Origin of the sequence: Micromonospora sp. LOL_023 (assembly GCF_048060115.1) — a bacterium.
In the GTDB taxonomy this organism is placed as follows: Bacteria; Actinomycetota; Actinomycetes; order Mycobacteriales; family Micromonosporaceae; genus Micromonospora_E.
On the sequence record NZ_JBHMIM010000010.1, the window covers coordinates 73560 to 87457 of the forward strand.

At 71.3% G+C, this 13898-nt stretch carries 12 protein-coding genes and 1 pseudogene; 9 read left to right on the plus strand and 4 right to left on the minus strand.

The features are described from left to right. The first annotated feature begins 65 nt into the window (after window positions 1-65). The 4 genes from ACFHVL_RS07795 to ACFHVL_RS07810 all read left to right on the plus strand — a co-directional run bounded on the left by ACFHVL_RS07795 (window position 66) and on the right by ACFHVL_RS07810 (window position 3099). Window positions 66-1679 carry a glycoside hydrolase domain-containing protein gene (locus tag ACFHVL_RS07795; RefSeq protein ID WP_416626558.1) on the plus strand — a complete coding sequence of 538 codons (1614 nt, stop codon included), beginning with the start codon at window positions 66-68 and terminating at the stop codon, window positions 1677-1679. 18 nt (window positions 1680-1697) lie between these two features. Next, complete coding sequence (locus ACFHVL_RS07800; protein WP_416626559.1) at window positions 1698-2288, plus strand: hypothetical protein; 591 nt, start codon at window positions 1698-1700, stop codon at window positions 2286-2288. 158 nt (window positions 2289-2446) lie between these two features. Continuing rightward, window positions 2447-2830, plus strand: coding sequence for a hypothetical protein (locus ACFHVL_RS07805; protein ID WP_416626560.1), 384 nt, complete (start codon window positions 2447-2449; stop codon window positions 2828-2830). Further along, window positions 2827-3099 (plus strand): hypothetical protein, encoded by a 273-nt coding sequence (locus ACFHVL_RS07810; protein ID WP_416626562.1) that lies wholly within the window; start codon window positions 2827-2829, stop codon window positions 3097-3099. Before ACFHVL_RS07805 ends, ACFHVL_RS07810 begins: the two co-directional genes overlap by 4 nt. An 87-nt stretch (window positions 3100-3186) precedes the next feature. Here ACFHVL_RS07810 and ACFHVL_RS07815 read toward each other — a convergent pair. The 4 genes and pseudogenes from ACFHVL_RS07815 to ACFHVL_RS07830 form a co-directional block, all read right to left on the minus strand. Then, a pseudogene (locus ACFHVL_RS07815) lies at window positions 3187-4094 on the minus strand (1-phosphofructokinase family hexose kinase). 29 nt (window positions 4095-4123) lie between these two features. Continuing rightward, window positions 4124-5272, minus strand: coding sequence for a glycosyltransferase (locus tag ACFHVL_RS07820; protein ID WP_416626563.1), 1149 nt, complete (start codon window positions 5270-5272; stop codon window positions 4124-4126). Window positions 5273-5380: 108 nt separating this feature from the next. Continuing rightward, complete coding sequence (locus ACFHVL_RS07825; RefSeq protein WP_416626564.1) at window positions 5381-5842, minus strand: type II toxin-antitoxin system PemK/MazF family toxin; 462 nt, start codon at window positions 5840-5842, stop codon at window positions 5381-5383. A gap of 32 nt (window positions 5843-5874) precedes the next feature. Further along, window positions 5875-8223, minus strand: coding sequence for a rhamnogalacturonan lyase (locus ACFHVL_RS07830; protein ID WP_416626565.1), 2349 nt, complete (start codon window positions 8221-8223; stop codon window positions 5875-5877). 375 nt (window positions 8224-8598) lie between these two features. Between ACFHVL_RS07830 and ACFHVL_RS07835 the strand changes: the two genes are divergently transcribed. The 5 genes from ACFHVL_RS07835 to ACFHVL_RS07855 are packed head-to-tail and all read left to right on the plus strand — an operon-like array spanning window position 8599 to window position 13898. After that, window positions 8599-10086: an ABC transporter substrate-binding protein gene (locus ACFHVL_RS07835; RefSeq protein WP_416626630.1), complete on the plus strand. Its 1488-nt coding sequence runs from the start codon at window positions 8599-8601 to the stop codon at window positions 10084-10086. A 9-nt stretch (window positions 10087-10095) separates the two neighbouring features. Beyond that, window positions 10096-11040, plus strand: a complete 945-nt coding sequence (locus ACFHVL_RS07840) for an ABC transporter permease (protein ID WP_416626567.1) — start codon at window positions 10096-10098, stop codon at window positions 11038-11040. Then, complete coding sequence (locus ACFHVL_RS07845; RefSeq protein WP_416626568.1) at window positions 11037-11897, plus strand: ABC transporter permease; 861 nt, start codon at window positions 11037-11039, stop codon at window positions 11895-11897. The genes ACFHVL_RS07840 and ACFHVL_RS07845 overlap by 4 nt, the downstream gene beginning before the upstream one ends. Next, window positions 11894-12913: an ABC transporter ATP-binding protein gene (locus ACFHVL_RS07850; RefSeq protein ID WP_416626569.1), complete on the plus strand. Its 1020-nt coding sequence runs from the start codon at window positions 11894-11896 to the stop codon at window positions 12911-12913. The genes ACFHVL_RS07845 and ACFHVL_RS07850 overlap by 4 nt, the downstream gene beginning before the upstream one ends. After that, on the plus strand, window positions 12906-13898 hold the full coding sequence (locus ACFHVL_RS07855; protein ID WP_416626571.1) for an ABC transporter ATP-binding protein: 993 nt from the start codon (window positions 12906-12908) through the stop codon (window positions 13896-13898). Before ACFHVL_RS07850 ends, ACFHVL_RS07855 begins: the two co-directional genes overlap by 8 nt.

Here is a 13898-nt window from a genome sequence, read left to right on the forward strand (position 1 = left end):
GACAATTTACAAATGGGCACCCGAACCGTATCGTCAGCGCATCGGACGGCAGCACGGGGGACTTGATGCCTGACAAGATCGACTTCAGCATGCCACGGACCAGCCTGGCGGACAGCCACGTACTCACGGCGCAGCGATGGGCCAACGCCACCTACGCCGGCGTGCCGGGATACATCAGGTGCCCGGAGGACGGCTACACCGGCTGGCCCACCGTGCTCTCACTGACCCAGGGACTGCAGTACGAACTCGGCATCTCCCCCACGGTCCAGAACTTCGGTCCCGGCACCTTCAACGCCGTCAGGACGCGCAACAGGCTGCCCGCCGAAGAGACCAACACCAACCTGGTGCGCATCTACAACGCCGCGCTGTGGTGCAAGGGCTACTGGGCCACGACCAACCAGGCGATCTGGAGCAGCGACTCGGAGACCGCGTTCGGCCAGCTCTACGCCGACGCCGGTCTGTCGTACTCCAACCTCCAGTCGCGCCGGACGATGTGGCCGCACATAGCCAGGGCGATGCTACGGATGGACCAGTTCCGCCTGGTGCCGCAGGGTGACGCCACCATCAGGCGCATCCAGCAGCGGCTGAACTCCCGGTACGTGGCCGGCGTCGGCATCCCGGCGATGATCCTGGTGCCGTGCGACGGGATCTACTCCCGGGACGTCCAGCAGGGCTTCATGATGGCCGTCCAGTACGAGATCGGCCTCCCGCTGAGCGGGATCAACGGCAACTTCGGGCCCGGCACCCAGGCCGCGTTGCGCAGCGTGGGCTCCGGTCGCCTCACCGGCGACCTGCGTTACCTGTTCCGTTCGGCGTGCTACTTCAACTCACCCACCATGCTGCCGGGCAACCCGCAGGTGCCACTGGACTACCGGCCGCAAGACATCGACACCGACACCGAGACGGCGACCCACCTGGAGTGGTTGCGGGCCTTCCAGCGGTTCTCGCAACTGCCGGTGACGGCCACCAACGACTACGCCACCTGGGCCCAGGCGCTTGTCTCCTGCGGTGATGTGGACCGGCCGGCCACCGGCTGCGACTGCATCACCGAGATCACCGCGGCGCGCGGCGCACAACTGATGGCCGCCGGCTACCGGATCGTCGGTCGCTACCTCGACGAGCACCTGCCGCCGACGGACCCGTACTTCCTGGGCAAGGCGCTCAAGCCCGGCGAGCCGCAGACCATTCTGGACGCCGGCCTGCGGTTCTTCCCGATCTTCCAGTACAACGGCACCGAGCTGGCCAACTTCACCTACACCAAGGGGTACGATCAGGGCCGCATCGCCCATCTCAAGGCAGTCGAGCACCGTATCCCTGCCGGCACCTGCATCTACTTCGCGGTCGACTTCGACGCGCTGGATATCGACATCGACAGCGGCGTCAAGCCGTACTTCCGGGGGGTGCAGGCCGCGCTCGCCGACCTCGGCGGCCGGTACCAGTTCGGCGTCTACGGCTCGCGCAACGTGTGCATCCGCGTGTCACGCGAGGTCGGCGCCCGATGGTCGATGGTCTCCGGCATGTCCTGGGGCTACTCCGGCAATCTCGGCTTCCCGTTGCCGGAGAACTGGTCGTTCAACCAGATCCGGGAGTACGCGTTCCAGCCGGGCTGGGGTCTGGACCACAACGTCTGGCGCGACGGAGCCGACCCCGGCGTCTCCGCCCTCGTACCCGGTCTGTGAGCGAGTGAGGAACCCGAGATGATCACCAGACGTAGCCTGCTCGGCGGCGCTGCCAGCGTCGGGGTACTCACCCTGACCCCGTGCGACCCTGCCCGCGCGGCCGATCGGGGCTGGACCCGCGGCGTCTCCGCCAACGGTTGGCGGATCGACCCGGCCGCCGTCGCCACCCACCGGGTCGAGGGCTCCGCCGCCTCGGTGGCGCTGCGCAGCGGCCCCGCCGCAGCGGTGCTGCTGCATGTCGCCCGCCGCTGGCACTACGAGATCGCGCCGGTCGACACCGGCGAAGGCGGCGGCATCGCCGGTCACCGCACCGACCGGGCCACCGTACGGGCCGACTTCGAGTCCAACTATCTCTCCGGCACCGCCGTCGCGCTGCACCCGACCGCGTACCCGCTGGGCGGCAGCGAACCGCTGTGGCCACACCAGGAGGCCGTCGTGCGGGAGATCCTCGTCGACTGCGCCGGCACCGTGGTCTGGGGCGGTGACCTGAATCCGGTCATGGTCTCGCACTTCCACCTCGTCGCCCGCCCCGGTGGCCGGGCCCTGACCCGCGTCGCCGCCCGGCTGAGCCCCGGCACCCACGCCCACGCGGTCGCCGCCCTGCGCTGACCGACCCCGACGCGGCGTCAAACACCCAAGATCAATGTGAGCGTCAGAGACCCTAAACCTCTGTTTTAGGGTCTCTGACGCTCACATTGATCTTGTCTCTGGCGCCGGGCCGGGCCAGCCTCGGTCGGGGTCGGTGTTGATTCCGCTACGGTTGGCCGATGCGGCAACTTGACGATGAGACGGTCCTGGCGGTTGGCCGGCTGACGTTGGCCGCGACCGAGTTGGAGTATCTCCTCGCCTGGGTCGGCGCTGATCAAGCAGGCGGCGATCCCACCGCGGTCTTCGCCAAGGCGGGCGAGCCGTTGCGGGCCGCACGCGGGTCGGTCCAGTTCGCCGCCGCCGACCATCGTGACGAGTTCGTCGCATTAGTTGAGGCAGCCGGGGCATACCTGTTGCAGGGCCAGGCGGCCGTGCGCGCGATGTGGTTCGACAATGGCCGGGTCGACGCGGCGACCTTCGACGAGATCTCCGGACTCCTGCTGCGATGCCGGGACCGGTTGCAGACGCTCCTCAGCGAGTCGCAGCACGCGCCGACCACTTGACCTCCAACTCCCCGGCACCACAGCGCGCGGCCGACGGGCAGGCTGCCGGGCAGGTGACGACGGCTTCGGTCACCGGCGCGTCGGCGACCCCGGGCGGCCTCGAACGCGACCTGGCCGATGACCGCGCCGATCAGCCGCTGCACCGTGATCTCGTCCTGGCCGAGCAGCACGACGCCGTCGTCGACGCATCGCTTCGGGTACGGCTCGAAGCGCGACGGATGGGCCTGCGCCAGGTGCAGGGCGTCCCGGCCGACCGCGACGGTGTGTGAGGTGCCGAAGTCGATGCCGAGCCGGATCAACGCTGTCACACCAGCCGCTGTAGGGCGAGCGACACAGGCCGACCCGAGCGCATGGTGTCACGTCGCCGGTGCCAGCTCCACCCGGCCAATCAGCTCGCGGACGGCCTCGGCGCGGCCGGTCCCCAGCCCGTGCCGGGTCACGTTGACCGCGCCGGCTGCGGCACCGGTACGGACGGCTTCGTCGAGGCTGCCGCCCCGGGCGAGGACCGCCGACACGCCCGCGGTCATCGAGTCGCCGGCGCCGCGGTGGTCGACCAGTTCCAGTTGGGGCACCCGCACCTCGACCACGTCGTCGTCGATCAACGCCAGTGCCGGCTGATCAACACGGCTTCCGCTCCGTCGGAGCGCGGCTGGTGTGCGGCGCGGACCAGCGCGTCGACACTGTCGTCGGCCGCCCGACCCGCGTCGATGACCTCCTCGTGGCTGACCTTGAGGAAGGACACCCCGCCGGCCAGCACCGCCGCCAGCTGCCCGCCGGACAGATCGGCGACCACCTGAGCACCGCTGGCGCGCAGGTCGCTGGCGAGCCGCCGGTACACGTCGTCGTCGACCACGTCGGGATGCGCCGGGCCGCTGAGCACGGCGACGTCGGCGCGCATTCCCTCGGCCAGGGCGATCCCGTACAGCTCGTCGAGGTCGTGGCGGACCAGCGGTGCACCCGGGTTCTCCGCGACCACCTCGCGGCTGCCGTCGGGGCGGTCGTGGACGTACCAGCCGCTGCTGGACTGGCGTGGCACCATTCGCAGCTCGATGTCCTCGTCGTCGAGGACCTTGCTGAGCACCGCTCCGACCTCGCCGCCGACGGCGGCGCAGAGCACCACCCGGGCACCCAGCGAGGAGATCCTCCGCGCCTGCCAGATTCCCTGCCCGCCGGCGTGCAGATGCAGTTCGAGTACGTCGGCCTGCTGCTCGATGGTCACCGACAGCACCGGCGCCGGGGCGAACACCATCACGTGGTCACTCATACCGCCGGTATTCCCCCGTCCGGGGTGATTCACGCCAGCCGGGAGGACAGCACCGATGCGTTCTCGTGGGCGCGCAGGAAGCCGGCGACCGCCGCCGACCAGGGGAACAGCTCGGCGCGGCGGCGGGCCGCCAGCCGGCGGGCCGGCACCGGTCGGGCGGCCAGGGCGCAGATGGCGTCGGCGAACCCGGTGCCGCCGCCGGTGGCGGCCAGGCCGGCGTCGCCGATCACCTCCGGCAGCGCGCTCTCGGCGGCGACCACCACCGGGGTGCCGGCGGCCAACGCCTCCAACGCGGCCAGCCCGAACGTCTCGACCGGGCCGGGGGCCACCACCACGTCGGCGCTGGCGAGCAGCCGGGCGATCTCGTCGCGGTCGCCGATGTAGTCGGCGAAGTGCACGTCGAGGCCGGCGTCGGCGGCCTGAGCGCGCAGCCCGGACTGGCGGGGCCCGGTGCCGACGATCACCCCGGCCGCCGGTACGCGGCGGCGGCGCAGCTCGGCCAGTGCGGCCAGCACCCGTTCGGGGCATTTCTCGGCGGACAGCCGGGCGCAGTGCAGCACCAGCAGTTCGCCGTTCGGGGCGTAGCGCTCGCGGACCGCCGGGTCGTGCCGGCCGGGGTGGAACTGGTCGAGGTCGACGCCGAGTGGCACCCGGACCAGGTTGTCCGCGCCGATCCGGGTGAATTCGCGGGCCGCCCAGCCGGTGGTGCAGACGACCTTGTCGTAGTTGGCGGCGGTGGCGGCGTTGAGTCGGTCGGCGACCGGGTCGGTGAGCCGCGCGGCGCCGGGCCGGCGACCGAACGGCAGCCGCAGCAGCCCGTCGAGGGTCTCGTGGGAGACCATCAGCGCCGGTACGCCGGCGCGCCGGGCCCATTGGCCGGTCCAGCGCAGCGTGGTGCGGTCGGAAACCTCGATACGGTCCGGGGCCAGGTCGGCGAGCAGCCGGCGCACCCGGGACCGGGCCAGCAGCACCCGGTAGCCGCCGGTGCCGGGCACCACCGGGCCCGCGACGGTGATGACCGTTCCTTGTCCGGTCTCCTCGACCGCGTCGGCCGGCCCTGGCGCGATCAGTACCGGGTCGTGGCCGGCGGCCAGGTACCCGGCGCCGAGTTCCCGAAGTGCCGTCCGTAGCCCGCCGGAGCTGCCGGTGACAAAGTTCGCCAGCCGTACGATCCTCATGATGCCGTCATCATGTCGCGATCATGCGGGCCGACAGCGGGCCGGCAGGACACAGTCTCGTGACGTGTCGGCGAACTGTGGTCGACCGGCAGGTCGGCGCCGGGGCGTTCAGGACCAGCCGTAGCCGGCCCGCAACGCGTGGCACACCTTGTCGAACCGGCCACGGTCCAGGATCGCGCCTTCGCGGCGAATGCTGTCCTCACGCATCGTGAGTACCCGGTCCAGCCGGATCCAACTCGGCCGGCCGTCGTTTCCCCAGGTGCCCAGCCCCAGCCAGTGCCGGTCGCCGTCGCGGTCGGACTGGCTGGACAGCATCAGCCCGTACAAAGTGCGGCTGTGCCGCCCGACGACCAGCACCGGACGGTCCTTGCCCTGGCGCGGGTCGTCCTCGTACGGCACCCAGGTCCAGACGATCTCGCCGGGGTCGGCGTGCCCGTCGAGCTCCGGGGCGTACGACAGCTGGCGGCGCTGCAGCGCGGCGACCTGACGGGGTCGGGCCGGCTTCGCCGGTCTCGGGCGCCGTTGAGTTGGGACGCGCTGCCCGGTCAGTCGGCCAACGGTCGCGGTCACGCCCTGCCAGAGTCTGCCCACGGCGACACAGACTAGCGGGGTGCCCCGGGCGGGGTCGCGGCGCACGGGGCCCAGCGGCCCGCCGGCACCGGCACCTCGCTGAAATCGGTGTCGGCGGCCAGGTAGAAGCCGGGGTACGACGGCTGGTTGTAGGTGGTCTGTTGGCGGGCCACCTCGGCCCGGTACTGCGGGTCGTGCATCAGGGTGTACATCTTGCGGCCGGTGACCTCGGTGCTGAGGTAGATCCGGATCGCCGAGCTGTCGACCGTACGGACCAGCAACTCCTCCCGCCAGTCGCCGAAGATGTCGGCGACCAGGCCCGGGTTGCCCTTCGTATGGTTGTTGGTGCGGGTGCCCTCGGCGGTGAGCAGTCTTCCCCGTCGCCAGTCGTCGATCGTCGGGGTCTGGTCGATCGCCCCGTCGACGATCTGGGTGGTGCCGTCGGCGGCCCACCGGATGCTCATGTTGGTGCCCGGGGTCCGGGTGTCGATCCGTTCGCCGGTGACGTCGCGCAGCCCGATGCCGCTGACCGCCCAGGCTTCGAAGCCGGGCCGGTCGGGGTCGATGTCGCCGATCATGCCGCGGCCGGTGTCCACCCCGGTGTAGTCGCCGAAGATCACCTCGCCGGTGGCGGCGTCGAGCAGCCCGTGCCCGTACGGCGCCCACGGTCCGCCCTCGAAGACCAGGTACGCCTCCAGTCCGGGCCGGTCCGGGTCGATGTCGGTGACGTGCATGGCGTCGCCGTGACCGAGCCGGGCCATGGTGCCCGGTGCCGCGCTGGGCGGCGGCAGCTCGGCGAAGGCGCTGTACAGCAGGCTGCCGTCGTCGTCGATGACGGCCGCCCCGTAGACGATCTCGTGGCGGCCGTCGACGTCGACGTCGGCGGCGCTGATCGAGTGCTGGCCCTGGGTGGTGATGGTGGCGAATTCGGGGTCGGTGCCGTCGCGGCCGTGCGGGGAGTCGTTGAACGGGTTGGTCATCGGCGTCCAGCCGCTGTCGACGTACCACTGCCGGGTGAGCCGGCGTCCGTTCCAGCCGTAGGCCACAAGTGTGGAGCGGGTGTAGTAGCCGCGGGCGAAGACCGCCGACGGGCGGGCACCGTCGAGGTAGGCCACCGCGGACAGGAACCGGTCGACTCGGTTGCCGGGCTCGATGCGGGCCATGGCGTAGTCGCCCCACATCAGGCCGTCGTCGTGGCGGCCCGGCTGGTACGGGATCGTCTGCAGTTCCCGGCCGGTCGCGCCGTCGAAGACGGTGAGGTACTCGGGGCCGTCGACGATGAACCCCTCGAAGGCGCGCAGCATGTTGCGGGTGCTGCGGGCGGGGGCGTACCCGTCGATGAAGTGGTCGACCAGGGCTTCGGCGTCGGCCTGGGACAACGGGTAGGCGTACCGGTCGGCGATGCCGAACGCCGCTTCCAGGGTGGCCGGCCAGTTCCCGGCGGTGACTTCGGGGTGGGTGTGCCAGCCACGAAACATCGCCACCAGGTGGTGGTAGTAGTCGTCGGCGGACATCCGGTAGTCGTCGGCGTGCGCGTAGCCGGCGCGGCGGTCGGCGGCCGGCATGGTGATGTGGCGGGTGGTGGCGACCCGGCCGTCGGCCCGGTAGGTGATGGTCCGGGTGCCGGGGGCGGTCTTGAGCATCATCTCGGACCGGCCGTCGCCGTCGAAGTCGTAGACCAGGAACTGGGTGTAGTGCGCGCCGGCCCGGATGTTCACGCCGAGGTCGATCCGGTGCAGCAGGCTGCCGTCCAGGCGGTACGTGTCGAGGTAGACCGGCCCGGTGTAGCCGACCTGGGAGACGTCCTTGGAATTGGACGGGTCCCATTTGACGACGAACTCGTACCGGCCGTCGCCGTCGACGTCGCCGACGCTCATGTCGTTGGCCGAGTAGGTGTACGCCTCGCCGGCCGGGGTGACCCCGGCGGCGGGGCGGCGCAGCGGCAGGTCGTGGTAGGTCTGCGACCAGGGGGTCACGGCGCGACCGCGGTCGACCTCGACACCGCGCACGACGGCCGCGACCCGGTAGCTGGCCGCGCCGGCGGCACCGGTGTCCAGGTAGTTGGTGCTGTCGGTGACGGTGGCGATGCGTCGGCCGTCGCGGTAGACGCGGAAGTCGGTGCCGGTCATGCCGGTGGCGTCGTGGCCGGTGACCTCGTGGGCGAGCAGCCGCCAACTGAGGAACACGCCGTCGCTGGTGGCGGCGGCGACCAGGCCGCGGTCGAGGTGTTCGAGTTGGACGGTGCCGGGCCCGGCACCCGCCGGACCGGGGTGGCCCGGGTGGCCCGGTGCGGCCGCTGCCGGTGCGGCGGTCAGGGTCGACCCGGCGACGCAGGCCGCGATGATCAGTGCGCTTGCGGTGGTGGGGCGACGACGGCTCATACCGGGCTCTCCTCGGGTGAGGATGAAACGATACAACAAACTGAAGGTTATGAATCTCCTGCACCGACTGTCAAGGGCGGCGAATCGCCCCAGGGCAGCTATGAACCGTTCCACCACGGCTACGGCCAGACCGTTCACCGTCGACGATCACCACACGTCGTCGAGTTGTGACCCATCGACCTATCGACTAGGGTCGGCCTTTCATCCGGCGATGCCCCAGGCCCGTCACGCGACCGAGCCCGTCAAGCCCGCAACGGCGACAACGAGGTAGGAGATAGACGGTTGAACAACCTCCCGGCACCCCCGTACCGGCACCGGCCGGCACATACCGCCCATACTGCGGGCACCCGCCTCGCTGGTCTCGCCGCCGTCGCGGTGCTCGCGCTGGCCGCCTGCACGACCGGTGAATCCCTGGAGACCGACGGCGGGGACGGCACCTCCGACGGCACCCTGGTCGTGGCGATCTCCAGTGAACCGGACAGTCTGGACGTGCACGTCTCCACCGCCTCGCCGACGTTCCTGGTGCTGGAGAACGTCTACGACACTCTCGTCGAGCCGGCCCCCGACCTCAGCTTCCAACCCGCCCTGGCCACCGAGTGGGAGGTCAGCGACGACCTGCTGACCTGGACCTTCCACCTGCGTGCGGGCGTCACCTGGCACAACGGACGCGAGTTCGTCGCCGACGACGTGGTGGCCAGCTTCGACCGGATCACCGACGCGGAGACCGCCGCGAACGCCTGGCGCTTCGAAACCGTCGACGAGGTACGCGCGGTCGACGACCGTACCGTCGAATTCGTCCTCACCCAGCCGACGCCGAACCTGCTGGCCAACGTCGGCGGGTTCAAGGGGATGGCCATCGTCGCACCCGAGCTGATCGACGGCGACGGACTGACCACCGACGCGATCGGCACCGGGCCGTTCCGGTTCGTCAGCTACACCCCTGGCGACCGGATCATCCTGGAGGCCAACCAGGACTACTGGGGCGACGGACCGCACGTCGACCGGGTCGAGTTCCGGTTCATCTCCGAGCCGACGACCGCGCTGACCAACCTGCGCACCGGCGCGGTGCACCTGACCAACAACGTGCCGCCGCAGGAGGTCGCCACCCTGCGCGACGACCCGGCGGTCGAGCTGGGCCAACTGGCCAGCAACGACTACTGGTACTTCACCTGCAACTTCGACCGGGCGCCGTTCGACGACCTCGACGTGCGGCGGGCGCTGTCCTACGCCCTCGACCGGGAGCAGGTCGCCCAGGCCGCGTACTTCGACGCCGCCACGCCGGTGCAGTCGGCGATGCCGCCGGGCAACTTCTGGGCCACCGACTACGCACCGTTCAGCTTCGACCCGGAGCAGGCCCGCGAACTGCTCGCCGAGGCGGGCGTGACCGACCTGACCGTGGACCTGATGTTGACCAACGAGTTCCCGCACACTCTTGCGGCCGCCGAGGTGCTCGCCAGCCAGTGGCGCGACGTCGGCGTCGACGTCGAGATCCGTACCCTGGACTTCGCCAGCTGGCTCGACGAGCAGGGCGCCGGCAGCTACGACTGCTACGTCCTGGGCTGGTTGAACAACCTCGACGGCGAGTACGCCTACTACGCCCAGCACCACTCGACCGGCTCGTTCAACTTCCACGGGTACGCCAACCCGCAGGTCGACCAGCTGCTCGACCAGGCGCGGGCCAGCGTCGCCGACGCCGACCGCAAACCGCTGTACCACCAGGCCGCCCGGTTGATCATCGACGACGTCAGCTACGGCTACCTCTACAGTCCACAGGCCTCCCTGGCCTGGGTGCCGCAGGTGTCCGGGGTCGAGATGCACCCCGACGGCAAGACCCGGCTGCGCACCGTACGGCTCGGCGGCTGAGCCGGCGCGATGACGCGCTTCCTGCTGTGGCGGGCGCTGCAGGCGGTGATCGCGATGCTCGGGGTGAGCGTCGCGGTGTTCCTCATCGTGCATCTGGTGCCCGGCGATCCGATCCGGCTGGCCCTGGGCACCCGCTTCGACGAAAGCCTGTACCAGGCGATGCGGGCCCGGGCCGGGCTGGACCAGCCGATCGTCGTGCAGTACTTCCGGTGGCTGGGCCGGGCGCTCACCGGCGACCTGGGGGTCAGCTTCCGCAGCGGCGAGCCGGTGACCCTGCTGCTGCTGGCCCGGCTCGGCCCGACCAGCCTGCTCGCCGGTGCCGCGCTGACCGTCGCGCTGGTGATCGCCCTGCCACTGGGGATCATCTCGGCGGTGCGCTCCGGATCGCTGATCGACCGGGTCGCCACCGCGTTCAGCCAGCTCTGGGTCTCAGTGCCGGATTTCTGGAGCGGGATCATGTACATCCTGCTCTTCGCCCTGGTGCTGGGCTGGCTGCCGGCGTCCGGCTACGTGTCCCCATTGGACGATCCGGTGCGGGCGCTGCGGCACCTGGTGCTGCCGGCGCTGACCGTCGGGCTGATCTCCGGCTCGGTGCTGACCCGGTTCGTCCGCTCGGCGGTGCTGGAGGCGCTGCACCAGGACTACGCGCGGACCGCCCGGGCGAAGGGGCTGTCCCGCTGGCAGACGGTCCGCCGACACGTGCTGCCCAACGCCTGGATCCCGATCGTCACCGCGGTCGGCCTGCAGCTCGGCTTCCTGCTCGGCGGCGTCGTCATCGTCGAGGTGATCTTCGAGTGGCCGGGGCTGGGCCGGCTGGCGTACGACGCGGTGGTGCGCCGCGACTACAGCCTGTTGCAGGGCGCGGTGCTGGCCATCGCGCTGATGTTCCTCGTCGTCAACTTCCTGGTGGACCTGCTCTACAGCTACCTCGACCCCCGGGTACGGCACCGGTGACCCGCCGACTGTTCACCCTGCTGCTGCGCAACCGGCTGGCGCTGGCCGGGCTGCTGGTGCTGGCCGGGTTGGCCGTGGTCGCCGCGGTCGGTCCGTGGCTGGCCCCGTACGACCCGAACGCCATCGACGTGCCCGGCCGGCTGGCGGCGCCGTCGCCCGCCCACCCGTTCGGCACCGACAACCTGGGCCGCGACGTGCTCAGCCGGGTGCTGGTCGGTGCCCGGGTGTCGCTGCAGGTGGGGCTGGTCGCGGTCGGCATCTCGCTGGCCGCCGGGCTGGCGATCGGACTGGTCGCCGGCTACTACGCGGGCGCGACCGACGCCGTGCTGATGCGCACCATGGACGTACTGTTCGCGTTCCCGGCGATCCTGCTCGCCATCGCCGTCCTGGCCATCCTCGGACCCGGCATCACCAACGCGATGATCGCCATCGGCATCGTCTACACCCCGATCTTCGCCCGGATCGTGCGGGCCGCGACCATGGTCGCCACCACCCAGCTGTACGTCCTGGCGGCCCGCGCCGTCGGCGCCGGCGACCTCCGGATCCTCGTCCGGCACGTGCTGCCGAACATCGCCGCGCCGGTGATCGTGCAGACGTCGCTGAGCCTGGCCTTCGCCATCCTGGCCGAGGCGGCGCTGTCGTTCCTCGGCCTCGGGGTGCAGCGTCCCGACCCGGCGTGGGGCCGGATGCTCGCCGAGGGCCGCGACTTCGTCAACCTGGCCCCCTGGATGGGCATCTTCCCCGGCCTGGCGATCTTCCTGACGGTGCTGGCGTTCAACGTGGTCGGCGACGGGCTACGCGACGCGCTCGACCCTCGGCAGCGCTCCGTGATCGAATCGAGAGGGCAGGCCGGATGAGCGGCGACCCGACGGGCGCCCCGAGCACCGGCGACCCGGTGCTGTCGGTACGCGACCTGACGGTGCGCATCGGCACCCGGCGCGGCGTCGCCCGCGTCGTCAACGGGGTCAGCTACGACGTGCACGCTGGCGAGACCCTCGCCATCGTCGGCGAATCCGGCTCCGGCAAGACGGTCGCCGCGCTGGCGGTGATGGGGCTGCTCGACGAGCCGGCCCAGGTCGGTGGGCAGGCGCTGCTGGACGGCACCGACCTGCTGGCCCTCGACGATCGACAGTTGCGCCGGGTGCGGGGCAACCAGATCGCGATGGTCTTCCAGGACCCGATGACCTCGCTCAACCCGGTCAAGACCATCGGGTCGCAGCTGGTCGAGCCGATCGTGCTGCACGGCCACGCCACCGGCGCGGCGGCCGTGGACCGGGCAGCCGACCTGCTCGACCAGGTCGGCCTGCCGGACGCCCGGCGACGGCTCGACAACTACCCGCACCAGTTCTCCGGTGGCATGCGCCAGCGGGTCATGATCGCCATGGCGTTGGCCTGCGAGCCGCGGGTGCTGCTCGCCGACGAGGCGACCACGGCGCTGGACGTCACCACCCAGGCGCAGATCCTCGACGTGGTGTCCGGCCTGCAGCAACGGCTCGGGCTCGCCGTCGTGTGGATCACCCACGATCTCGGGGTGGTGGCCGGCATCGCCGACCGGGTCGCGGTGATGTACGCCGGCCGGATCCTGGAGGAGGCCGGCGTCGACGACCTGTACACCGCACCCCGGCACCCGTACACCATCGGGTTGCTCTCGGCGGTGCCGCGCGTCGGCGTCGAGCGGCCGCGCCGGCTGGCGACCATCGGCGGCCAGCCACCGGACCCGACGGCGTTGCCGCCCGGTTGCGCGTTCTACCCGCGCTGCGGCTACCGGCACGACGAGCGGGCGGCCAGCGAGGTGCCGCCGCTGCGGACCGTCGCCGCCGGCGGGCACCGGGTGGCCTGCTTCTACGACGTACCGGCAGGCCAGGATGGCTGAGCACGGGCCGCTGCTGCGGGTGACCGACCTGCAGGTGCACTTTCCGCAGCGCGGCATGGGCCGGCGCCCGGCCGGGCCGGTGCGGGCGGTGGACGGGGTGAGCTTCGACATCGCCGCCGGCGAGACCCTCGGTCTGGTCGGCGAGTCCGGCTGCGGCAAGAGCACCACCGGGCTGGCGGTGCTGCGGCTGGTCGAGCCCACCTTCGGCACGGTCACCCTGGGCGACGTCGAGCTGACCGCGCTCGGTCTGCGCCGGATGCGGGCGATGCGCCGGCACCTGACGATGATCTTCCAGGATCCGTACGCCTCACTCGACCCGCGGATGTCGGTCGGTGCGATCATCGCCGAGCCGTTGGACGTGCACGGCCTGCACAAGGGCACAGTGGCCCGCCGGCACCGGGTCGGTGAGCTGCTGGAACTGGTCGGTCTGGACCCGGACCACGCCAACCGGCATCCGCACGAGTTCTCCGGCGGGCAGCGCCAGCGCATCGGGATCGCCCGTGCGCTGGCCGGCGAGCCGGACCTGATCGTCGCCGACGAGCCGATCGCCGCCCTCGACGTGTCGATCCAGGCGCAGATCATCAACCTCCTGGAGGACCTGCGCGACACTCTCGGGCTGGCGTACCTGTTCATCGCCCACGATCTGGCCGCCGTCGGGCACCTCAGTGACCGGATCGCGGTGATGTACCTGGGTCGGATCGTCGAGATCGCCGACCGGGCCACCCTGTTCACCCGGGCGGCCCACCCGTACACCCGGGCACTGTTGTCGGCGGTGCCGGTGCCGGACCCGGTCGCCGAACGCTCCCGCCAGCGGATCATCCTGCAGGGCGCGGTGCCGTCCCCCGCCGATCCGCCGAGCGGCTGCCGGTTCCGGACCCGCTGCCCGGCCGCGTTCGACCGCTGCGCCGTCGACGATCCGGCGCTCACCGTACGCGGCGACGGTCACCTGGCCGCCTGCCACCTCGTCGACGAGCGTCGTGGTTGA

Excerpts from the sequence above, each read along its gene's own strand:
- ACFHVL_RS07820 (WP_416626563.1), bottom strand. The coding sequence starts at position 5,272 with ATGAGGATCGTACGGCTGGCGAACTTTGTCACCGGCAGCTCCGGCGGG.
- ACFHVL_RS07800 (WP_416626559.1), top strand. The coding sequence starts at position 1,698 with ATGATCACCAGACGTAGCCTGCTCGGCGGCGCTGCCAGCGTCGGGGTA.
- ACFHVL_RS07855 (WP_416626571.1), top strand. The coding sequence starts at position 12,906 with ATGGCTGAGCACGGGCCGCTGCTGCGGGTGACCGACCTGCAGGTGCAC.
- ACFHVL_RS07830 (WP_416626565.1), bottom strand. The coding sequence starts at position 8,223 with ATGAGCCGTCGTCGCCCCACCACCGCAAGCGCACTGATCATCGCGGCC.
- ACFHVL_RS07795 (WP_416626558.1), top strand. The coding sequence starts at position 66 with ATGCCTGACAAGATCGACTTCAGCATGCCACGGACCAGCCTGGCGGAC.
- ACFHVL_RS07840 (WP_416626567.1), top strand. The coding sequence starts at position 10,096 with ATGACGCGCTTCCTGCTGTGGCGGGCGCTGCAGGCGGTGATCGCGATG.
- ACFHVL_RS07850 (WP_416626569.1), top strand. The coding sequence starts at position 11,894 with ATGAGCGGCGACCCGACGGGCGCCCCGAGCACCGGCGACCCGGTGCTG.
- ACFHVL_RS07805 (WP_416626560.1), top strand. The coding sequence starts at position 2,447 with ATGCGGCAACTTGACGATGAGACGGTCCTGGCGGTTGGCCGGCTGACG.